We start from the raw sequence: 22,100 nt of genomic DNA on the forward strand, positions 1-22,100 counted from the left end.
TTCCACGGATGAAATATTACAGTACGAACGGTAAAACGGAAGCGGTAGATCTTCGCGAAGCGGTGGTTAAAGGCTTGGCTGCCGATAATGGACTGTTCATGCCAGAGCGAATAGAGGCTTTACCTACAACGTTTTACGAAGATATAGACAAGTTTTCCTTTCAAGACATTGCTTTCGTGGTGGCACAAGCTTTCTTTGGTGAAGACGTTCAGGAAGATGTCCTGCGAACAATTGTAAACGAAACACTGGCTTTCGACTGTCCTGTGGTGCACGTACAGGACAACCGCTACGCCCTAGAACTGTTTCACGGACCTACTCTTGCCTTCAAGGATGTGGGTGCGCGATTCATGGCGAGGCTATTAAGACACTTTGTTGGTCAAGACCACAAGCGAGCAATTAACGTGTTGGTGGCTACCAGTGGCGACACAGGGTCGGCTGTGGTCAATGGTTTCTTAGGTGTTGAAGGGGTTAACGTGTACGTGTTATACCCCAAAGGGAAAGTAAGTAAGATACAGGAGAGTCAGTTTACTACCTTAGGACAGAACATAACCACTATCGAAGTGGATGGCACTTTCGATGATTGTCAGGCCTTGGTAAAGCGTGCTTTCATGGATAAAGAACTGAACGAACAGTTGCTTCTCACTTCGGCCAACTCCATAAACGTGGCCCGTTTTCTTCCACAAGCATTCTATTACTTCTACGCTTATGCGCAAATGAAAAGGCAGGGACTGCAAAATGAGCTGGTATTGTGTGTGCCAAGTGGCAACTTCGGCAACATCACAGCGGGCTTGTTTGCCCATCGCATGGGGTTGCCCATAAAGCGTTTTATCGCAGCCAACAATGCCAACGATGTTTTTTACCAGTATCTACATACTGGCAAGTATCTGCCAAAGCCCAGCGTTCAGACAATCGCCAACGCGATGGATGTAGGAAATCCCAGCAATTTCGCCCGTATCTTCGCCCTTTATGATGGTAATCACGAAACAATAAGCCGATTGATTGAAGGCTTCCGTTTTAGCGACGACGAGATAAGGGCAACTATACGCGAATGCTTCCAACAAACGGGCTATGTGCTAGACCCACATGGCGCATGCGGATATAAGGCATTGCAGCTATCGCTTAGTGAGAACGAACATGGCGTTTTCTGCGAAACGGCACATCCTGCCAAGTTCAAGGAGACGGTAGATGCGGTTCTTCCCACTCCAATCGACATCCCCGAAAGATTGGCTCGCTTTATGCAAGGACGCAAACTGGCCTGCCCTATGGATAATTCGTTTGATAAATTCAAGGCATTTCTTCTTCAAAACGCATCGCGTGAATAAATGACCACAATTCTATAACTAAACTCAAGTCAACAAGAAAATGAGATCTTTCTATCTGGCATTGGCCTTATTGGCTCTGCCCAGCCAACAACTGTTGGCCCAAAAGAACAAAGTGTACGGACAAGAATACATCGAGGCTGTTGCCGATAACACACGCCTCTATGTGAGTAAGCGACCTGACGTGAAGGACCGACTGTTCCGTTCAGAGGTTATCGACAAGAAAATAGAGGAGGTAAAGAAGTTACTTAAAGGCAACCGATACCTCGCATGGATGTTCGAAAACTGCTTCCCAAACACGCTAGAGACAACGGTTCATTATCGAAAGGTAAATGGCGAAGACGACACTTTTGTATATACGGGTGACATTCCTGCCATGTGGCTTCGCGATTCGGGAGCTCAAGTGTGGCCATACGTACAGTTCGCCAACAAAGATCCCAAGCTCAAAGCTATGATTCGCGGTGTTATCCTTAGACAATTGCGTCAAATAAACATCGACCCTTATGCCAATGCGTTTAACGATGGACCTACGGGCGAAGGACATATCACCGATAAAACGGAGATGCAACCCGAGGTGTTCGAGCGCAAATACGAGATAGACTCACTTTGTTATCCCATTCGTTTGGCTTACCACTATTGGCAAGTGACTGGCGATACTTCTATTTTTGGTGAGCTTTGGATTGAAGCCGTGAAGAAAATATTGGCCACATTCAAGGAGCAACAACGTAAGGAAGGACCAGGTAAATACCGATTTGAACGCGAATCGACACGTCAAACCGAGACGTTAGGTGGCGATGGGTATGGCTCTCCCGTAAAACCTGTGGGCCTTATTGCCTCTTGTTTCCGTCCGTCTGACGATGCTACGACCATGCTTTTCCTCGTTCCGTCTAACTTTATGGCAGTGTCTGCAATGGGTAAAGCTGCCGAAATCCTCTCGAAAGTTAACAAGAAACAGGAACTTAGCCAGTCGTGCGAAGCCCTAGCCAATGAGGTTGCAGCGGCATTGAAGAAGTATGCCATAACCGAACACCCTAAATATGGCAAGATATATGCTTTCGAGGTAGACGGATATGGTGGCCAAGTGTTGATGGATGATGCCAATGTGCCCAGTCTTTTGGCGTTAGGTTATATGGGCGATGTGCCATTGAACGACCCCATTTATCAAAACACGCGTCGCTTTGTTTGGAGCGAAGACAACCCTTGGTTCTTTAAAGGCGCTGCAGGCGAAGGCATCGGTGGTCCGCATATCGGTGCAAACTATCCTTGGCCAATGAGTATCATGCTCAAGGCATTCACCGCTCAGAACGACGAAGAGATTAAACAGTGCATCAAGATGTTGATGGAGACGGATGGTAATACGGGCGTTATGCACGAGTCTTTTAACAAAGACGATGCTAAGAAGTACACTCGTGCATGGTTCGCATGGCCTAACACGCTGTTCGGTGAATTGATTTTGAAACTTATCAACGATGGAAAGGTAGATTTGTTGAATAGTATTCAGGTGAAGAAATAAATTCTTATCGCCATAGCATCACATTATATTAAGAAGCTAGGAGGACGCAGATAGAAGGCTTGAAAATAGCTTCGGTCATGTAAAACCAGTGTCGATGTGTGGCGAATAAGAAAAAATATGGTTTGAAATGCGGTGTAATTGTGATTTTATTATTACCTTTGCACCGCATTTGGAAGATTGGCAGAGTGATCGAATGCGCTGGACTCGAAATCCGGTATACCCCTTTCGGGTATCGGGGGTTTGAATCCCTCATCTTCCGCGAGCATCTTTGTAAAGTCAATAGGCATATCCCAATTGGCAGAACAAAAAGAAATCGCTGTAAGACGAACGTTTTACAGCGATTTCTTTGTTTATTTCCTCTCAACTCCATATTTTATTGATTTTCATCATTTATAAAGAGAATTCGAAGGAGATGTCACGGGAATTGATGTGCCAGTGGCAACAGGAGCGGAGTGTAGAATTAACACTACACTTATTAGAAGCATTGATTTTTTAATCCCATTGATTTTCACACATAAGAGAAAAGCAGTAACTTTGCTTGTTCAAATAAGATTAGCATTTATGGATAAACATATAGAGTTAAAGGGAGTTAGGGTGAACAACCTTAAGAACATCAGCCTTAACATTCCTCGAAACAAGTTCATTGCCATTGCAGGTGTTAGTGGGTCGGGCAAGTCGTCGTTGGCTTTCGACACGCTTTATGCTGAAGGGCAACGGCGTTATGTGGAGTCGCTCTCTTCATACGCACGCCAATTTCTTGGCAATATGAGCAAGCCCGAGTGCGACTTTATCAAGGGATTGCCACCGGCTATTGCTATCGAACAAAAGGTGAACACACGTAACCCCCGCTCAACAGTGGGAACTTCTACTGAGATTTACGAATACATGCGCCTGTTGTTTGCACGTATTGGTAAGACTTACTCCCCTATTTCGGGACAGGAAGTGAAGAAACACAGCGTTGAAGATGTGATTCAATGCACCAAACAATACTCCAACGGAACGAAGTTCGTTGTGCTTGCACCCATTCATGTGCCAGAAGGGAGGACGTTTGAAAAGCAACTCAACATGTTTGTACAAGAAGGTTATGCACGATTGTGGCATAAGGGCGACTTTGTGCGTATTGACGACCTTACGGAAAATGCAGAACGGCTGAAGGATAGTAAGCCTGACGAATATCTCTTGCTCATCGACCGCCTTGCGGTAGACGACACCAAGGAACATATTTCCAGACTTACCGACTCCGTAGAGACTGCTATGTACGAGGGCCACGGTGAATGTAGGCTTGTATTTCTTCCCTCTAACATCACATACGAATTTTCTTCGCGTTTCGAAATAGACGGTATGACCTTCGACGAACCATCAGACAACATGTTCGCCTTTAACTCTCCGCTTGGTGCGTGTCCTTCTTGCGAGGGTTTCGGAAAGGTTATCGGTATCGAAGAAAGCCTTGTTATACCCAATTCTACGCTTAGTGTGTATGATGGATGTGTGCAATGTTGGCATGGCGACAAGATGGGCATTTGGAAAGAAGAGTTTTGCAGGCGCGCTGCAAAAGACGATTTTCCTATCTTCAAGCCTTACTTTGAACTGTCGAGAAAGGAAAAAGACATGCTTTGGCATGGTCTTCCATCCGAGAAAGGACGTGATATTAGCGAGCAGGTTAGCATTGATGCTTTCTTTCAGATGGTGCGCGAGAACCAATATAAGATACAATATCGCGTCATGTTGAACCGCTATCGGGGTAAGACAACTTGTCCCGAATGTCATGGAACTCGTTTAAAGAAAGAGGCAACATGGGTTAAAATCGATGGAATGAGTATTGCCGACCTCGTAGAAATGCCTATCGGCAAGCTCAAAACATGGTTCGACAATCTGCAACTAAACGATTATGATGCCAAGATTGCTGCTCGGTTGCTCACCGAAATAAACAACCGACTGCAGTTTTTGCTTGATGTAGGCCTGCATTATCTTACGCTCAACCGCCAATCTAACACCCTTAGCGGTGGCGAAAGTCAGCGCATACAACTTACCACGTCGCTAGGTAGCTCGCTGGTTGGCTCATTATACATCCTCGACGAGCCAAGTATAGGTCTGCATAGTCGTGATACCGACCGCCTGATAAAAGTTTTAAACGACCTTGTACAAATCGGAAACACCGTAATCGTTGTGGAACACGATGAGGATATTTTGCGGAAGGCCGACCATCTTATAGACGTTGGCCCCGATGCGGGACGTTTGGGTGGCGAAATTGTATTCAACGGTCCTGCATCCGACATCACAAAGGCTGTCCTAGACCGATATCCCAGCAGCCATACAGTTGCCTATCTCACTGGAGCAGAAAAGATTGACACACCCACATCTAGGCGTAAGTGGAACCAATCAATACAGTTGAAGGGCGCACGAATGAACAACCTTAAAGGCATTGATGTCACCTTTCCGCTCAATGTTCTAACGGTTATAACGGGTGTAAGTGGTTCGGGCAAGTCATCGCTCATCAAGGGCATCCTCCATCCTGCCCTTAAACGTAGCATGGGCGATGTGGCCGATGCGCCAGGAGAGTTTATTGCACTAGAGGGCGACCTTAAACAGGTGAAACATATCGAGTTTGTAGACCAGAACCCCATTGGTAGAAGCACGCGTTCTAACCCTGCTACGTACGTGAAAGCTTACGAACCGATTCGCCAACTCTTCGCAAATCAGCCCTTAGCGAAGCAATTAGGCTTCTCAGCTCAATTCTTTTCGTTCAACGCCGAGGGTGGACGATGCGAAGAATGCAAAGGTGCAGGCGTGATAACTGTGGAAATGCAGTTTATGGCCGACTTGGTTTTGGAGTGCGAAACATGCCACGGCCAACGCTTTAAGCATGACGTTTTGGACGTTCGCTACGAGGGAAAGAACATCAACGACATTCTAGATATGACCGTTTCGGAAGCTATTGAGTTTTTCACAAGCCATAAGCAGACGAGCGTTGTCAATAGACTGCAGCCGCTAGAAGATGTTGGCTTGGGCTATATCAAACTAGGCCAGAACTCATCTACTCTTTCGGGAGGAGAAAACCAGCGTGTAAAACTGGCTTACTTCATTGGACAAGAGAAGGCCGAACCTACGCTTTTCATCTTCGACGAACCAACAACGGGATTACATTTTCACGATATCAAGCGATTGTTAAGGGCAATGGGCGCACTGATAGAGCGTGGTCACTCTGTGATTGTGATAGAACACAACATGGATGTGATAAAATGTGCCGATCATGTTATCGATCTTGGACCCGATGGGGGCGATCGTGGAGGCAAGCTAGTATTTGCTGGTACGCCAGAAGAACTGGCCAATTGCAAAGATAGCATTACTGGAAAATACTTAAAGGCACAGCTAGAAAGTTAACAAGCCCTGCCCCATCCTAGCCCAGTAATGGAGTAAAACGAAAATGGCAGTTGTTCGAACGGCATGTAAAAATGCTTCGAACAGCTGCCATTATGCATCTCTGTTTGAGAGAAATCCTCTTTATAAATGTGTCTTGGTGTCTTTTTTGATGTTGTTTTCAGCAGATTGTCATTGGGCAAGCATTATGTTCTTCTCTCGCCATGGCAATGTTCAAGCAGGCTTGGCATTGCTCAATTGGGCTTAATGAGAATGTGTGCCTAAAAGGTCAATCCGTTGTTTGCGGCAAGTGTACATCTTTTTTCTTAGGTAGATTGCAGACATCTGTGTCCGCGCCACATTGTTTGTGCGTAGTTGTCGCCACACCAACGCATATATAAGAGGAGTTTTGCAAGTGTTGTTTTATTTCAACAGCTTCACAGACAGTTTCTCCAACATGTCTTTGGTCATTGAGTCAAGGTCGTATTGTGGCATCCATCCCCACTCGTTTCTTGCTGCTGAGTCGTCCATTTGGTTTGGCCAGCTATCGGCAATGCTCTGTTTTAAGGGATCGATTTCGTAAACCATCTCAAACTCGGGCTTGTATTTCTTGATGGCTTGATAGATGGTTTCAGGATCGAAACTCATCGATGCGATATTGAAACCGTTATGATGCACCAGCTTCGTCTTGTCGGCCTCCATCAGTTGGATGGCAGCGTGCAGTGCGTCGGGCATGTACATCATGTCCATGCGTGTGCCCTTACCGATAGGACAAACAAACTTTTCACCTTTAACTGCCGAGTAATAGATGTCTACGGCATAGTCGGTTGTACCACCACCAGGAGGCGTTACGTACGAGATAATGCCAGGGAAACGCACCGAACGCGTATCTACCCCATACTTCTTTTGGTAGTAATCGCTCAACAATTCGGTTGTAACTTTCGATACGCCATAGATTGTTGCAGGACGTTGAATGGTGTCTTGCGGTGTCATCTCGCGAGGCGTGTCTGGTCCGAACGAACCAATTGAGCTTGGTGTAAACACCGCACAGCCGTTCTCACGTGCCACTTCTAGAATGTTCCACAATCCGTCGATGCCGATTTTCCATGCCAATCGCGGTTTACTTTCTGCCACAACAGAAAGCAATGCGGCCAAGTTGTAGATGGTGTCGATGTTGTACTTACGCACCACTTCGGCAATTGCCTCTGGATTTGTCACGTCGGCAATGGCACAAGGTCCTGCCTCTTTCAGCTCGCCCTTAGGTTCTGCGCCTTGAATGTAGCCTGCCACCACGTTACTATTACCGTAACGTTTTCTTAATTCGCCAGTAAGTTCAGAACCTATCTGGCCTGTAGATCCAATGACTAAAACATTTTTCATAACTGTTTTATCTGTTTTTTTGTTTTTCAGCTGCAAAGTAAACGCTTTTTCTGATATGTATAAAAAGTTAATATTTAAAGAAGTTTAAAATTTTGAGAGTTCACAAAAAAAACTCCATTTGTAACCCTCGTATCAAAAAAAATGATTTACTTTGTCCCTTGTAACTTAAATTTAAAGATCATTATGTATGGCAAAATGAAAGAACATCTCAGTAAGAGCATCGCTGAGATTAAAGAAGCTGGACTCTATAAAGAGGAAAGGCTCATTGAGAGTGCTCAACAAGCCGCTATCACGGTAAAGGGAAAAGAAGTGCTGAACTTCTGCGCCAACAACTACTTAGGCCTGTCTAACCATCCCCGTCTTATTGAAGGCGCTAAGCGTATGATGGACCGTAGGGGATTCGGAATGTCGTCTGTTCGCTTTATTTGTGGAACTCAAGATGCCCACAAAGAACTTGAACAGGCCATATCTAACTACTTCCAAACCGAAGATACTATTCTTTATGCCGCCTGTTTCGATGCTAATGGGGGCGTATTCGAACCTCTTTTCACCGAAGAAGACGCCATCATCAGTGATGCCCTTAACCATGCGTCCATCATCGACGGTGTTAGGCTCTGCAAAGCAAAACGCTATCGCTACCAAAACGCTGATATGGCTGACCTCGAACGCTGTCTGCAAGAGGCGCAACAACAGCGCTTCCGCATCATTGTTACCGATGGCGTATTCTCTATGGACGGTAATGTGGCACCCATGGATCAGATCTGCGACTTGGCTGAAAAGTACGATGCGCTGGTAATGGTAGACGAATCGCACTCGGCTGGTGTGGTTGGTGCAACGGGTCATGGTGTTAGCGAACTTTGCAAAACATACGGTCGCGTAGACATATACACCGGAACGCTGGGTAAGGCCTTTGGTGGTGCACTGGGTGGATTTACCACTGGCCGCAAAGAAATTATTGATATGCTTCGCCAAAGAAGCCGTCCTTACCTCTTCTCTAACTCGCTTGCACCTTGCATTATTGGTGCCAGCATCGAAGTTTTCAAGATGTTGGCCGAAAGCAACGAACTTCACGACAAGCTAGTAGAGAATGTTAACTACTTCCGCGACAAGATGATGGCGGCAGGTTTCGACATCAAACCCACTCAAAGTGCCATCTGTGCGGTGATGCTTTACGACGCTAAACTCTCGCAAATATATGCTGCACGCATGCTCGACGAAGGCATCTATGTAACGGGCTTCTATTATCCTGTTGTGCCCAAAGAGCAAGCACGCATCAGGGTTCAGATTTCCGCAGGCCACAATCGCGAGCAACTAGACAAGTGTATTGCGGCTTTCGTTAAGGTGGGTAAAGAACTTGGAGTGCTGAAGTAAGCCTACCCTACCCTATAAGACAACAACTCCCGAAGAGCAAACATTGCCCTTCGGGAGTTGTTTCGTATGATTTTCATACTGCCAGATACAACTGTACTCCTAACTACAGCCTGCAAGCGATCATGCCAACTCCTTATTTTTATCACCCCACTAATTTGTCATCCCGCGTTTGTGCATCCATCTGTTTAGGTGTGTTCTAAAAGAGTGCTATCATTCAAATCTTGTTTCTTGTATAGCTCTTCGTTATCTCTTACGCGAGTTTGGGATAAGAGATGTTCACTATGTCGACTATCGCGTAGCGCTAGTTGGTGAGATTGCCATTCGTTTTTTATCTATTCTTGCTCAAAAAAGCATCGTAGCCTATCTCGAATTCACGTAACGTTTGACACTCGCTTGGCATCATCTAGGCGGTTCATTCCACAGCCTATCACTGCCACCAACTCACCCTCCTAACCTCCAAACGCCATCTTTCATTCCCCACCCGAAATGCTCTTGTAGTGAGCTTATTCAGCTCTCGCTCTGTTACAGTTAAGTTGGACTCCTGTTCCAGCTTAGTTGGAACAGTGTTCCAGTTCAACTGGAACAGCATTCCAGATAACATGGAACAGCCGTCCAAAATACATTTAACGTGGCGATTAATCTAATAATGCATAATTAGGGCTTAGAAAGCGCATTCTCGGAACTATGAAAATGCGAACGACGCAAGGAGTGATTGAGGAGTTCGGGCCAAGAACCCATGCCCTCTGAACAAGATTGGACAGGTAAAGAAATGACTTTCTCTCCAACTAGTGCTGCGCAACACAAGGCATAACGACTGTGTTTTTATCCCGAACTCGCGTATGGAATGCAATAATAAAAAAACACTTAATACAACCTAATGAATGTTTGTGAAGAGCTTCTGACGGGAATTTGTGAAACCATATAAGTGTATAAGTTCGTGTGTATACAAACTAGAGAGGTGAATAAACATGTTTTAGCTGATTTATGTGCACTAATTAAGGAGAGTTTTTACTAAATGATTGGTGTACAAGCTATATTGTTTTTTGATGAAAAAAGGGAAAAACAAAGCGCGAGCTTAGTTGTAAACCAAACTCGCGCGAAATGTGATAAGTGAACAAATATGCAGGAATGAAGCCCGCAGCGCAGACTATACTGGCTGTTGGAATCCTGCTAGAACACCATATTGCTTGCCAATGTGGCATGGAAAAGAGTATTCTACATTGTGCAGGCATGATGAAGCCTATAAGCCTTATTTCTTCTCTTCGGCTTTTGGGGCTGCTTTCTTCGTAGTCGTTCGTTTAGGCTTGTCCTTCGTCTCTTCCTTTTCTAACTTGGCACGAAGCTTATCTTCTTCGGCTTCAATCTTAGCGATTTTAGTTTGTAAGCGAACAATCTCTTTCTCTTTCATCTCGATTTCGTCGCCTTGGTTCTTAATCGTTGTCAACAAGCTGTTAAGTTCTTCGTTGCCGATATCCTCTGGATAAAGACTGTTAACCCTATTGATGAAATCGCCAAGGATATTCATGTAATTGGTGAATGCATCGAATGGGCTGCTGTAAATTCCGCGATCGATGGCCACTCCCGTGTTCTTGGTGGTCATAAAACGGAAGTTGTTTGAGGCCTGCAAATAGTCCCAGTCTTGGTTAATGCGCGAATCGTTGGCTATTCTTACCCTATCGGCCACGCTATATAGCTTGTTGAAAGCTTCGCGTTGCATTGGGTTGCCAAGCCAACTGCTCACGTCACGTTCTTCGTCGATCCACGACAGTGCGTACGGAACTTCCAATGCGCCCACGCTCTTCATCTTTGTACATATCTCGGTGGGGGTAGAGAAGGTGATGCCCGCTTGCTTGGCGCAGACAGGTATAGCCTTTAAGAACTCTAGGATGTTGCTAGATAGAGGCTGGGCAATGCCCAATGCCGATAGCTCCATGAAGATATTGATAACCTGTTCTTCGTTGGGAAGCGCTGCAATCTTGCCAATATATTTATCTGCAAACAGCGGATATTCGTCCCACTCACTGTTATTGAAGCGCAACGACACGTCATCGCTTAGGCGGATATCGCGCAAAAGCAGCTTCAGATTTGGCGCCATGGTGCAATGATAGAGGTAATGGGGCGACTTCCAACCCAATACGTGTTTGGCCCCTTCGGTAAGCATGCCCTTAAATCCCATGTGCGAGGCCTTCAAACCAATGTCGTCGTTATAGATGAGTGAAGAGTTTCGCAGCACCTTGGGCACTTGTCCGAAGTATTCCTTTATCTTTTGGCATTGCTTTTTCACTTCAGCCTCGAAGCTGTCTTCGTTGATGAGCGAAGCCAAACCATGTGAATATGGTTCGGCCAAGAACTCTACGCAGCCCGTTTCGTTTAGTTCTTGCAGCTTATCCAACACTTGCGGAGCGTGCATCTCCAATTGTTCGATGCCCACGCCCGAAAGTGAGAAAGCCACCTTGAAATACTTGCCGCTGACCTTAATCATGTCGAGCAGCGTGTTTAATGCGGGCATATACGAACGTTCGGCTATATCGGCAATGGTTCGTTCGTTCTCGAAATCGTCGTAGTAATAGTGGTCGGTACCGATGTCGAAGAACCTGTACCGCTTGAGATGGATAATTTGGTGTATCTCAAAATATAAACATATTGTTTTCATTGTTTTATTGTTTTAAAAGGCTGCATTAGTTCTTGTTAATTGTTCTCTCGTAAAGCGTGCGTATCCACATACCCACTTTCTCCCATGTTATCTGGTCTACCTCGTTCTTTCCTTCGTCTTGCAGATAGTGGAACAGGCTATCGTTGTGGCAGATGGAATAGATGGCGTCGGCCATAGCATGTATGTCCCAGTAATCTACCTTGATACAGTTGGTCAAAATCTCTGCGCAACCGCTTTGTTTAGATATGATTGTGGGTGTGCCACATTGCATCGCTTCCAAGGGCGAGATGCCGAAAGGCTCGCTTACAGATGGCATTACGTACACGTCGGATGCCTTCAGGCACTCGTAAACTTGTTTTCCGCGCATAAAACCAGGGAAATGGAACCTGTCGGCAATGCCGCGGTTGGCTGCAAGATAAATCATTTTATCCATCATGTCGCCAGATCCTGCCATGCAGAAACGTACGTTGCGGGTACGGTGTAGCACCATCGTAGCTGCTTCTACAAAATATTCGGGTCCTTTTTGCATGGTGATGCGGCCAAGGAATGTTACGGTTTTCTCCTTTCCATCATGGTTTGGGCGTGGAATGTCTTGTAATTCTTTTGCCAAAGGATACACGGCGTTGTGCACGGTGAAACACTTACGCGGGTCTTGATGGTATTGGTGGATAACCGTTTGACGTGTAAGTTCAGACACGCACATGATACAGTCGGCGTTATCCATACCGTCTTTCTCAATGGAATACACAGTGGGGTTCACTTTACCACGAGAACGATCGAAGTCGGTAGCATGCACATGAATGCAGAGAGGTTTGCCCGACACCTGCTTGGCATGAATACCTGCAGGGTAAGTGAGCCAATCGTGGGCGTGAATGATGTCGAATGACTCTCGCCTAGCCACAACACCAGCAACAATAGAGTAGTTGTTGATCTCTTCGTGCAGGTTATCGGGGTAGCGACCAGAAAACTCCACGCAGCCCAAATCATTTAGGTTCATGTAGTTGAAGTCGGCATAGATGTTGTCTCGTAGTTCGTAATAATACTCGGGAGACATAACATTGCCCAACCTTTCTTTAACATAATCGTAGTTAACGTCGCGCCATGCCACGGGTACGCAGTTCATGGCAACGATGTGAGCTGCGTTCTTATCTTCGTCTCCCCATGGTTTGGGAAGGCAGAAAGTTATTTCCATGTCGCCTTGAGCATGCAATCCCTCGGTGATACCGAAGCTAGCCGTGCCTAGACCGCCTAAGATGTGAGGAGGATACTCCCAACCAAACATTAGTACTTTCATTATTCAGCTCCTCCGTTTTTATTGATATGAGTATTTTTCAAGTAGTTCTAAAGTTCTTAATATTTCGCCCACATTCATGGCAAACGATATTGCCCCGCGTCCATGGAAAGGTGGGTTGCCATCGAAGAGTTCGGGAATGGTTCCGAGACAGTGGTAAAACATCTCGTCTTCGTAACCAACCATCTGCCTTTCGATGAAGCTCAGGCGTGTGCGCTTATAGAGTTTGAGGCACGCTTCCATGTAAAATCCACCCAGCCAAGGCCATGCCGTGCCCTGATGGTATGCGTGATCGCGCTGTATTTGTGGTCCTATAAACATGGGATTGTATCCGCCGCTCTTGGGAGACAGGCTTCTAAGCCCCTTAGGCGTAAGCAACTCGCGCGTACAAACATCGAGAACGCTCTTCTTTTGACTCAATTCCAATGGCGAATAATCAAGTGCAACGGCGAAAATCATGTTCGGGCGCACACTCCAATCAACCATATTGCCGTCTACGAAATCGTAAAGGTAGCCGTATTCGTTCAAGAAAGTGTCTACGAAAGCTTCCTTACAGCGTGCGGCCATTTCTTCCAAGTTTTCTGTTTCATGAGGTTCGCCCATGTCGGTGGCGATAGTTGCAGCGAATTTCAACGCATTATACCAAAGTGCATTAAACTCTACGATGTATCCAGAGCGTGGAACGGCTGGTCGTCCGTTGATCGTGGAGTTCATCCAAGTTACGGCCTTGTCCCTTCCGTTGGTCCTGATAAGTCCGTTATCGTCGAGTATAAGGTTCGGGTGTTTATTACTCCTTATATATATAATGATGTCTTTCACCAGTTGGCCATACTTTTCTATGCACCGTTCTTTGCCTGTTTCTCGTCCATATTGCTGTATAGCCCAGACGGCCCACAGCAAAACATCGGGCTGATCAATCTCTGCGATGTGCACGGTTAACGGCTTATCGCCCATAAACTCGCGCAATCCCCTTTCCGCAGTACGCATAACCGCTTCGAAGTAACTTTCTTCTTCGATGGCGAGCGTTAGTCCGGGCAGAGCCACGAAGGTGTCGCGAGCCCTACACTTGAACCACGGATAACCAGCAAGGATATACTCGTCGCCATTTCCGTCGTTAATATGGAACTGATGCGCAGCATTAACCAAACAATGGAAGAAGTTGTCGCGAGGACTCCTTTCTTCCACTTCCTCTTCAAATAATCGGCAAAGGTCCTTGGTTTTAAATTCTTGGATGGAGGCAGAGAACACGATACTTTCGCCCTTCTTGATGTTCATTTCGAAGTAACCAGGTACGTATAGGTCTTCGTTGGCATCATATCCACGCTCTTGTTCTTTGGGATATTCCACGCCATGATACCAATTTGGTTCGAAAATAAAGGTGTTTTTCTTGCTGAATTGCATAAACAAATCAGGATAACCTGCATACATACAGGTCTTTATCCCATTCTCCACGTTGTGATATTCGCGTGAAGCAACGGCATTTTCGTGCGTAAACTGTCGCACGCTTCTAAACGCCAAGAAAGGTTTGAAACGCAAAGTGGTGGCAGAATGCGCATCTTCTAAGGTGTATCGAATGAGTATTCGGTCTTCAAAATGCTGGAAAACCACTTCCTTCCTCAATACTACGCCTCCCACCCGATACAGGGTTGTGGGCACTTTATCGCAATTAAACTCGCGGATATACTTATGCCCGTTAGGACTATAAGTGTTTCCACGATACTTGTGTAAGCCAAGATTGAACTCGGCTCCATGTTGAATGACGGATACATCGAGTGCGGAAAGGAGCACATGGTTATCATCGTCTAATTCGGGAATAGGTACAACAAGAAGTCCATGATACTTTCTTGTGTTGCAATCCAGTATAGACGAGCAAGAATATGCTCCTGACCTGTTGGTTCGTAACAACTCTTTAGGTAATGATTCCTCAAGATTTGTCATGAGGGATTTTTCAAATCGTATATAACCCATACAGCTATACTTTAAGGTTTAATTGTTAGTCATCAAGTTTAAGAAGATTAGTTAGGACATCAACTCTTCTTGCATCAAAAGTACAAAAATATCAGCTTTAACACAAATAAAACCTAGTGAATTTGCGAAAATAACCTTTTTTCTGATTCATTTAAATAAAAAAGGGAACAATAAACCTGCCCCATAGAAGAAAAAGTTGTAATTTTGTAAGCAATTCTGTTAATCAACACAAGACTGAGTAAAGCCAGAAAAATTATGACAGCTAAAATTCTAGTATCAAAAGAAGAGGTGATAAGGATCATTTCCGAACGCTGGAGCCCCCTTTCGGAGTCTCAACGGAAATTGTTGACTGACAATGTTAGGATCGTTTCGTTCAAAAAGAACGACATTATATATAGAGGTGGCGAATCTCCACGTGAGCTTATGTGCCTGATTTTGGGTAAAATCAAAGTCTATAAAGAAGGTGTTAATGGCCGCAATCAAATCATTCGCGCCATTAAGGCTGTAGATTTCTTCGGTTATCGGGCATATTTTGCCGGCGAAGATTATAAAACTTCGGCCATGGCAATCGACAACTGCGTTGTGGCTTTCTTACCCATTCAATTGGTGGTGAAGCTCATGCATGAGAACAATGCGGTCTCAATGTTCTTCATTAGACACTTAGCCAAGTTGCTTGGTTCGTCTGATGAGCGTACTGTTAGCTTGACACAAAAACACATTAGAGGACGATTGGCCGAGACATTACTTTTCTTAAAAGACAGCTACGGTGTAGAAGAGGATGGTTATACGCTTAGTATCTACCTTAGTCGAGAAGACATAGCGAGTATGTCGAACATGACAACGAGTAACGCTATACGTACGCTATCATCTTTTGCTATGGAAAATATCATTATGATTGATGGGCGCAAAATTCGCATTATGCAAGACGAAGAACTGCGCAAGGTAAGCAAGCTAGGTTAGTCGGGTATCAGAAAGTTAATCACTTCTTGTTCCACCGAAATTGTAAACGAACCTGCGGGCGTGTTCATCGGCCTGCCGTCAATGCCAACCAAGGCGTGGTTGGCGTCCATGAATTCTACCATACGTGTGCGATAAGGATGCACGCTTCTATGATTTAAGAATTTACCACGTAAAAACAAGTAAATACCTTCGAACAACTTCATCATCTTAGGATGATAAACTACCGACACATCCAATAGCCCGTTGTATGGAACTGCATTGGGCGTTTGGCCGTATCCCAACGCGTTTCCAACGCAAATGGTCATGATTTTGCGATTTAACATCTCCTCGTTAATCTTCAAGCGCATCTTGTATTCTAGCCGTTGGAAGGCCAGTAATGCGAAAGAGAAGAGGAAAGATAGTGTGCGTGAACCGAAAAGGCGACGTGTTTGCAAACGAAGGTTCATGATTGTGGCAATCAAACCTACGTTCACGCAGTTCAGAAAATAGCGTTGGCAGTTCTTCCCCTCTTTATTTGTATAGCGTACGCGCCCTAAGTCTATTTTTCTTATACGTCTTTTTTTCAGCCATTTCACAGTACCGTCAACGTCACCTTCGGTCATTCCCCAGAAATGAGCAAAGTCGTTCATCAGCCCGTTAGGAATAACACCCAGCGCGATGCCTTCTCTCGTTTCCTTATCTACACGCATTAGGCAATTGGCAGCATCATTTAGGGCCGAGTCGCCACCAACAACAACAATCGTTTGATAGCCATTCTCGATGAACATGGTTATCAATCGTTCCACGCTATTGGCGTTTTCGCTCTGCACATAGTCAAATTCAATGCCATTGTCCATAAGGCTTCGTTCCACCTTACTCCAACGCACTCCCCTACTATACATACCCTTCTTGGGGCAGTACAATATCGCCCATTTCTTGTTTGCTGACATTTTCTATCCTCTTTTTTCGTAAGCTGTTTCGTTTTCTTGTGCCATCCACCTTTCTATTTGCGCAAGCTTGTCTGCCATAGGTATGCTCGCGTCTAGCCAATGGATGTTAAATCCGCGTCGTTCCATACCCCTGAACCAAGTCATCTGTCGTTTGGCAAACTGGTGTATGGCAATTTCAAGCTGATTAAACATGTCTTCATACGACATCTCACCAACCACGTATGCTGTAACATACTTATATTCCAGTCCGTAGTACATCAGGTCTTCTTTTGTAATGCCGTCCTTTTCAAGCAGTCCGCGCACTTCTTCTACCATCCCTTCTTCCAATCTGGCTTTCAGTCTGGCGGTTATTCGTTCGCGCCTTACGTCCCTATCAACGTCTAGTCCTACGATGAGCGAACCCACAGCAGGCACTCTTCGTGTGTCAACCGAATGGCGCAAATTGTGAAATTCAATTTCTATTGCCCTCACTGCACGACTTACCGTGTCTACATCCGTTTCATTGTGCATGGCCGAACCATTTCTTGCTTTCAGCCATATTAACAGCTCTTTCAGTTCGCCTAGTGACCTAGTGGAAAGCTTCTTACGTAAATTGTCGTCTTGTGGAACAGGCGATAGCGCATAACCTTTCAAAACCGCCTCCATATAAAGACCCGTTCCACCACATAAAATGGGTTGAACACCCCTACTTGTAATGTCTTCGTATGCGGCGTTAAAGTCTTCTTGAAACCTGAAGAGGTTGTATTTCTGCCCTGCTTCCTCTATATCTATAAGGTGGTAAGGTATTTGCTTGCCATCCATTTGGTATTCGGACAGGTCTTTTCCTGTGCCAATATCCATGCCACGATATACTTGACGGCTATCCGCACTGATAATCTCGCCACCCATTTTGGCGGCAAGACTAACGGCCAATGCGGTTTTGCCACAGGCCGTAGGACCCAATATCGTTATCATCTTCACGAAGACAAAGGTAATAAAAAAAGCCGTCCTAAATTATAGGACGGCTCGTTTTTGTTCAGTTAAACGCTAAAATTAATTAGCCGTTAACCTTTGCCATGTGCTTAATCAGCTCAACAACCTTGTGTGAGTAGCCGATTTCGTTGTCGTACCAAGATACAACCTTAACGAAAGTATCGGTAAGAGCGATACCTGCTTTGGCGTCGAAGATAGAGGTGCGAGCGTCTCCCAAGAAGTCAGAAGATACTACAGCGTCCTCGGTGTAACCCAGAACACCTTTGAGTTCGCCCTCAGAAGCAGCCTTCATAGCAGCGCAAATCTCGTCGTATTTAGCAGGTTTTGCCAAGTTAACGGTAAGGTCAACAACCGAAACGTCGAGCGTAGGAACACGCATAGACATACCAGTGAGCTTGCCGTTCAATTCGGGAATAACCTTGCCTACTGCCTTAGCGGCACCAGTAGAAGAAGGAATGATGTTGCCAGAAGCGGCACGGCCACCACGCCAGTCTTTCAAAGAAGGACCGTCAACAGTCTTTTGCGTTGCAGTGGTAGAGTGAACGGTCGTCATCAAACCATCGGTGATACCCCATTTGTCATTCAATACCTTAGCGATAGGAGCCAAGCAGTTGGTGGTACAAGAAGCGTTAGAAACGAATTGAGTTCCCTTTACGTAGCTCTTTTCGTTTACACCGCAAACGAACATGGGTGTGTCGTCCTTAGAAGGAGCCGACATTACAACGTACTTGGCACCAGCGTCGAGGTGGCCTTGTGACTTATCCTTAGAAAGGAACAAACCAGTAGACTCAACAACGTATTCTGCACCAACCTCGCCCCACTTCAAATCGGCGGGATTGCGCTCTGCGGTTACACGGATAACGTTACCGTTAACGATAAGTTGCGACTTTTCCACGTCTGCTTCGATAGTGCCTTTGAAGATACCGTGCATCGTGTCGTACTTCAGCATGTATGCCAAGTAGTCTACGGGGCAAAGGTCGTTGATGGCAACAACTTGCACTTCTTTAGCGTTAGCCTCTTCGAGAGAAGCACGGAAAACGAAACGACCGATACGGCCAAATCCGTTAATACCAATTTTAATCATCTTTGTTTTTTATTTTTAATGGGTTAAAAATACATAGCAGGGGCATATTAGCAAGTTGACATGACAAAATGGTTTAAAAAATCAAAATGTTAGCCTAAACAATGCTTTTTTCCTCAATTGCACCGCAAAGTTACAAATTTATTTCTACATTTGCATAGGATTTCACCAAATAATTATTATCAACAACAAAAAAACAATGAGTAAATTTTTAAACGAGTTCAAAGACTTCGCCATGCGGGGTAACGTATTAGATTTGGCGGTCGGTGTTATCATTGGTGGTGCTTTCGGCAAAATCGTTTCGTCTGTTGTAGACGACTTGCTGATGCCAGTCATTGGAATGCTAATTGGAGGGTTGGATTTCAAGGCGTTGTCTATCACTATTGGCCAAGCCAAGATCATGTATGGTAATTTCATTCAGAACGTTATCGACTTCACGATTATCGCTTTCTGTATCTTCTTGCTTATCAAGGGCATCAATACGCTTTCACGAAAGAAGGCCGAACCTGCTGCTCCTGAAGCGCCGGCTGAGCCTAGTAGCGAAGAGAAATTACTTGCAGAAATTCGCGACTTACTGAAAAATAAGCAATAAACATTGCTTCAACATTCAATCTATTGGCACCTGGCGAGCAATCGTTGGGTGTTTTTTGTTTTTACTCCAAACACCATTTTCTTCCTTTGGTTTTGTCATGTCAATAATGTGAAGTAATTTTGCAGTATGATTTATCCGAACAATTTCGAGCAAAAGATAGGTTTTAACGAGGTAAGAACCTTGTTAAAGGGCAAATGTCTGTCTACCCTTGGCACTGGTATTGTAGACAATATGACTATGAGCCACAATGCCGACGAAATACAAACATGGCTCACGCAGACGCGCGAGTTTAGGCTTTTGCAAACCCAAGCCGACGATTTCCCCCTGCAATATTTCTTCGACCTGCGCCCCACCCTTTCGCGTTTGCGCATCGAAGGGACACATCTAGACGAGCAAGAGTTGTTCGACCTCTTACGTTCGCTTGATACCATCCACCAAGTAGTACGCTTTCTCAACCGCACCAGCGATGGCGAAGTGGCTAGCGATGGACAAGATGCGCGCTTTCCCTACCCTTCCCTGCAACGGCTAACCGTAGATGTCGAGACTTTTCCCGATATCGTGCGTCGCATCACGCAGATTGTTGATAAGTTTGGAAAGATAAAAGACAGCGCATCGCCCGAATTGGCACGCATCAGACGCGAGCTTGCACAAACCGAAGGAAGCATATCGCGTATTCTCAACTCTATCCTCCGCAATGCGCAACAAGAAGGTTTGGTAGAGAAAGACGTTACGCCTGCGATACGCGAGGGCCGTCTTGTGATACCCGTTTTGCCTGGAATGAAGCGCAAAATTGGTGGTATCGTGCACGACGAGTCGGCTTCGGGGCGTACGGTTTACATCGAACCAACCGAGGTTGTGGAAGCTAACAACAAGATTAGAGAATTAGAAGCAGACGAGAAAAAGGAAATTGTACGTATATTAAAAGAGGTGTCCGACGACATCCGACCACATATCGCGCCCATGGCCGCCTCTTATCAGTTGTTGGCGCACATCGATTTTATTCGCGCAAAGGCAGAGTTGGCACGCACTTTCAAGGCCATCGAACCACAGCTAAGCAACAAACCGCTCATCGATTGGGGACAAGCTGTGCACCCATTGTTAAGGCTTTCGTTAGAAAAACAAGGTAAAAGGGTTGTGCCACTTGATGTTATGCTTACCCCCGAGAAGCGTATTCTCATTATCTCTGGCCCTAATGCGGGGGGCAAATCGGTGTGTCTTAAAACCGTAGGCCTGCTCCAATATATGGTTCAATGTGGTCTTTCGGTACCTATGGGCGAAACTTCGCGAGTGGGCGTATTCCAAAACGTGATGATAGACATTGGCGACGAGCAAAGCATAGAGAACGATCTTAGTACCTACTCGTCGCATCTGCTCAACATGAAGATGATGATGAGACACGCCAACGATAAGACACTCATTCTCATCGACGAGTTCGGAACAGGCACCGAACCGTTAATTGGTGGCGCCATAGCCGAATCGGTGCTCACTCAGTTTTGCAACAAAGGTGCGTTTGGCGTCATCACCACCCACTATCAGAATCTAAAACATTTTGCAGATACACACGATGGCGTGGCTAATGGTGCCATGCTCTATGATAGAAAGGAGATGCAAGCACTCTTCATGTTGTCTATCGGACAGCCTGGGAGTTCGTTTGCCATTGAGATTGCACGTAAAATAGGTTTGCCCGAAGAGGTAATACAAGACGCTTCACGCATTGTGGGCGAAGACTATATACAGAGCGACAAGTATCTGCAAGACATCGTGCGCGACAAACGCTACTGGGAAAACAAGCGAACCACCATACACAAGCAGGAGAAAGAATTGCAGGCGGTTATTGAATGCTACGAAAAAGATATTGAGGAGATTGGTAAAACACGGAAAGATGTACTGAAACGGGCGAAAGAACAGGCCGAAGAACTGCTTCGTGAAAGTAACAAACGCATCGAAACAACCATTCGCGAGATTAAGGAAGCGCAAGCTGAAAAAGAGCGTACGAAGCGTATTCGCGAGGAGTTAAGTGACTTCCGTACCTCGGTTGAACAAGTAGACGCAGCCGCCAACGACGAGTTTATCGCCAAAAAGATTGAGCAGATAAAGCGCAGGAAGGAAAGACACGAGAAGCATATTAAGGAAAAGGCCGAGAAACAAAAGAAGGCTGCCGAGCAAATAAGGGAGGCCGTGAGCAAGAAAAAATCGCCAACGGCTGAGATTAAGCCAGGCGATGCAGTAAAGATGAAGGGTCTTTCAACCATTGGACGTGTTGAATCGCTCGACAATAACGGCATGGCCATGGTGGTGTTTGGGGGTATGCGTTCGAAGATTGACGTTAAACGACTTGAATTGGCCACACAAACGGAGAAAGAGCAAACCAAACAATACACCGTAAGTAAAGAGACGCGGCAAACCATCGACGAGCGCAAGAGCCATTTCCACCAAGATCTGGATATCAGGGGTGAGCGTGGCGACGAGGCACTTAATGCCGTGATGCATTTCATCGACGATGCCATTCTCGTGGGTATGCCCCGTGTTCGCATCCTCCACGGTAAGGGCAACGGCATCCTTCGACAACTTATCCGCCAATACTTGGCCACCGTGCCCAACGTAACGGCATTTAAAGACGAGCATGTTCAGTTTGGCGGCGCGGGCATCACTGTGGTCGACCTATAATCCACTCGTTAGTGTTTGCCATACACTTGCGATGAAAGCTAGGTCTA

The 22,100-nt window shown here is 45.7% G+C and carries 15 protein-coding genes and 1 tRNA gene; 8 read left to right on the top strand and 8 right to left on the bottom strand.

Annotated elements, in window-relative coordinates:
* Positions 1-8 precede the first annotated feature (8 nt).
* The 4 genes from thrC (at position 9) to uvrA (ending at position 6,213) form a co-directional block, all read left to right on the top strand.
* The gene (thrC, locus tag F453_RS0101220) at positions 9-1,322 is read left to right on the top strand and encodes a threonine synthase (protein WP_018966364.1); all 1,314 of its coding nucleotides are present in this window, start codon (positions 9-11) and stop codon (positions 1,320-1,322) included.
* A gap of 40 nt (positions 1,323-1,362) precedes the next feature.
* Positions 1,363-2,832 (top strand): glycoside hydrolase family 125 protein, encoded by a 1,470-nt coding sequence (locus F453_RS0101225; RefSeq protein WP_018966365.1) that lies wholly within the window; start codon positions 1,363-1,365, stop codon positions 2,830-2,832.
* A gap of 171 nt (positions 2,833-3,003) precedes the next feature.
* A tRNA-Ser gene (locus F453_RS0101230) sits at positions 3,004-3,091 on the top strand.
* Between the two features lie 302 nt (positions 3,092-3,393).
* Positions 3,394-6,213, top strand: a complete 2,820-nt coding sequence (gene uvrA, locus F453_RS0101235) for an excinuclease ABC subunit UvrA (protein ID WP_018966366.1) — start codon at positions 3,394-3,396, stop codon at positions 6,211-6,213.
* 399 nt (positions 6,214-6,612) lie between these two features.
* On the opposite strand, the gene F453_RS0101240 is transcribed toward uvrA, so the two are convergent.
* A complete protein-coding gene (locus F453_RS0101240) occupies positions 6,613-7,569 on the bottom strand; it encodes an NAD-dependent epimerase/dehydratase family protein (RefSeq protein WP_018966367.1) in 957 nt (318 codons plus the stop codon).
* A gap of 183 nt (positions 7,570-7,752) precedes the next feature.
* Between F453_RS0101240 and kbl the strand changes: the two genes are divergently transcribed.
* Positions 7,753-8,940 carry a glycine C-acetyltransferase gene (gene kbl / locus F453_RS0101245; RefSeq protein WP_018966368.1) on the top strand — a complete coding sequence of 396 codons (1,188 nt, stop codon included), beginning with the start codon at positions 7,753-7,755 and terminating at the stop codon, positions 8,938-8,940.
* 427 nt (positions 8,941-9,367) lie between these two features.
* Here the strand turns inward: kbl and F453_RS15975 are convergent, their stop codons facing one another.
* From F453_RS15975 to F453_RS0101260, 4 genes are all read right to left on the bottom strand, one after another.
* Positions 9,368-9,541 (bottom strand): thioesterase, encoded by a 174-nt coding sequence (locus F453_RS15975; protein WP_081619092.1) that lies wholly within the window; start codon positions 9,539-9,541, stop codon positions 9,368-9,370.
* Between the two features lie 648 nt (positions 9,542-10,189).
* Positions 10,190-11,593: a glycoside hydrolase family 57 protein gene (locus F453_RS0101250; RefSeq protein WP_018966369.1), complete on the bottom strand. Its 1,404-nt coding sequence runs from the start codon at positions 11,591-11,593 to the stop codon at positions 10,190-10,192.
* Positions 11,594-11,618: 25 nt separating this feature from the next.
* A complete protein-coding gene (locus F453_RS0101255; protein ID WP_025789815.1) occupies positions 11,619-12,887 on the bottom strand; it encodes a glycosyltransferase family 4 protein in 1,269 nt (422 codons plus the stop codon).
* Positions 12,888-12,905: 18 nt separating this feature from the next.
* Positions 12,906-14,852 (bottom strand): glycogen debranching enzyme N-terminal domain-containing protein, encoded by a 1,947-nt coding sequence (locus F453_RS0101260; RefSeq protein WP_025789814.1) that lies wholly within the window; start codon positions 14,850-14,852, stop codon positions 12,906-12,908.
* 255 nt (positions 14,853-15,107) lie between these two features.
* On the opposite strand from F453_RS0101260, the gene F453_RS0101265 reads away from it, so the two are divergent.
* Complete coding sequence (locus tag F453_RS0101265; RefSeq protein ID WP_009235441.1) at positions 15,108-15,812, top strand: Crp/Fnr family transcriptional regulator; 705 nt, start codon at positions 15,108-15,110, stop codon at positions 15,810-15,812.
* On the opposite strand, the gene F453_RS0101270 is transcribed toward F453_RS0101265, so the two are convergent.
* The 3 genes from F453_RS0101270 to gap all read right to left on the bottom strand — a co-directional run bounded on the left by F453_RS0101270 (position 15,809) and on the right by gap (position 18,797).
* Positions 15,809-16,741 (bottom strand): diacylglycerol/lipid kinase family protein, encoded by a 933-nt coding sequence (locus F453_RS0101270; protein ID WP_018966373.1) that lies wholly within the window; start codon positions 16,739-16,741, stop codon positions 15,809-15,811. The genes F453_RS0101265 and F453_RS0101270 overlap by 4 nt on opposite strands.
* Before the next feature lie 3 nt (positions 16,742-16,744).
* A complete protein-coding gene (gene miaA / locus F453_RS0101275) occupies positions 16,745-17,695 on the bottom strand; it encodes a tRNA (adenosine(37)-N6)-dimethylallyltransferase MiaA (RefSeq protein WP_018966374.1) in 951 nt (316 codons plus the stop codon).
* An 82-nt stretch (positions 17,696-17,777) separates the two neighbouring features.
* Positions 17,778-18,797, bottom strand: coding sequence for a type I glyceraldehyde-3-phosphate dehydrogenase (gene gap, locus F453_RS0101280; RefSeq protein ID WP_009235444.1), 1,020 nt, complete (start codon positions 18,795-18,797; stop codon positions 17,778-17,780).
* A 196-nt stretch (positions 18,798-18,993) separates the two neighbouring features.
* On the opposite strand from gap, the gene mscL reads away from it, so the two are divergent.
* Positions 18,994-19,386 (top strand): large conductance mechanosensitive channel protein MscL, encoded by a 393-nt coding sequence (mscL, locus tag F453_RS0101285; protein WP_009235445.1) that lies wholly within the window; start codon positions 18,994-18,996, stop codon positions 19,384-19,386.
* 126 nt (positions 19,387-19,512) lie between these two features.
* Positions 19,513-22,053: an endonuclease MutS2 gene (locus tag F453_RS0101290; protein ID WP_018966375.1), complete on the top strand. Its 2,541-nt coding sequence runs from the start codon at positions 19,513-19,515 to the stop codon at positions 22,051-22,053.
* Positions 22,054-22,100: the final 47 nt, after the last annotated feature.

It is taken from the genome of Hoylesella loescheii DSM 19665 = JCM 12249 = ATCC 15930, assembly GCF_000378085.1.
GTDB lineage: Bacteria > Bacteroidota > Bacteroidia > Bacteroidales > Bacteroidaceae > Prevotella > Prevotella loescheii.

Excerpts from the sequence above, each read along its gene's own strand:
- thrC (WP_018966364.1), top strand. The coding sequence starts at position 9 with ATGAAATATTACAGTACGAACGGTAAAACGGAAGCGGTAGATCTTCGC.
- F453_RS0101225 (WP_018966365.1), top strand. The coding sequence starts at position 1,363 with ATGAGATCTTTCTATCTGGCATTGGCCTTATTGGCTCTGCCCAGCCAA.
- uvrA (WP_018966366.1), top strand. The coding sequence starts at position 3,394 with ATGGATAAACATATAGAGTTAAAGGGAGTTAGGGTGAACAACCTTAAG.
- F453_RS0101240 (WP_018966367.1), bottom strand. The coding sequence starts at position 7,569 with ATGAAAAATGTTTTAGTCATTGGATCTACAGGCCAGATAGGTTCTGAA.
- kbl (WP_018966368.1), top strand. The coding sequence starts at position 7,753 with ATGTATGGCAAAATGAAAGAACATCTCAGTAAGAGCATCGCTGAGATT.
- F453_RS15975 (WP_081619092.1), bottom strand. The coding sequence starts at position 9,541 with ATGTTATCTGGAATGCTGTTCCAGTTGAACTGGAACACTGTTCCAACT.
- F453_RS0101250 (WP_018966369.1), bottom strand. The coding sequence starts at position 11,593 with ATGAAAACAATATGTTTATATTTTGAGATACACCAAATTATCCATCTC.
- F453_RS0101255 (WP_025789815.1), bottom strand. The coding sequence starts at position 12,887 with ATGAAAGTACTAATGTTTGGTTGGGAGTATCCTCCTCACATCTTAGGC.
- F453_RS0101260 (WP_025789814.1), bottom strand. The coding sequence starts at position 14,852 with ATGGGTTATATACGATTTGAAAAATCCCTCATGACAAATCTTGAGGAA.
- F453_RS0101265 (WP_009235441.1), top strand. The coding sequence starts at position 15,108 with ATGACAGCTAAAATTCTAGTATCAAAAGAAGAGGTGATAAGGATCATT.
- F453_RS0101270 (WP_018966373.1), bottom strand. The coding sequence starts at position 16,741 with ATGTCAGCAAACAAGAAATGGGCGATATTGTACTGCCCCAAGAAGGGT.
- miaA (WP_018966374.1), bottom strand. The coding sequence starts at position 17,695 with ATGATAACGATATTGGGTCCTACGGCCTGTGGCAAAACCGCATTGGCC.
- gap (WP_009235444.1), bottom strand. The coding sequence starts at position 18,797 with ATGATTAAAATTGGTATTAACGGATTTGGCCGTATCGGTCGTTTCGTT.
- mscL (WP_009235445.1), top strand. The coding sequence starts at position 18,994 with ATGAGTAAATTTTTAAACGAGTTCAAAGACTTCGCCATGCGGGGTAAC.
- F453_RS0101290 (WP_018966375.1), top strand. The coding sequence starts at position 19,513 with ATGATTTATCCGAACAATTTCGAGCAAAAGATAGGTTTTAACGAGGTA.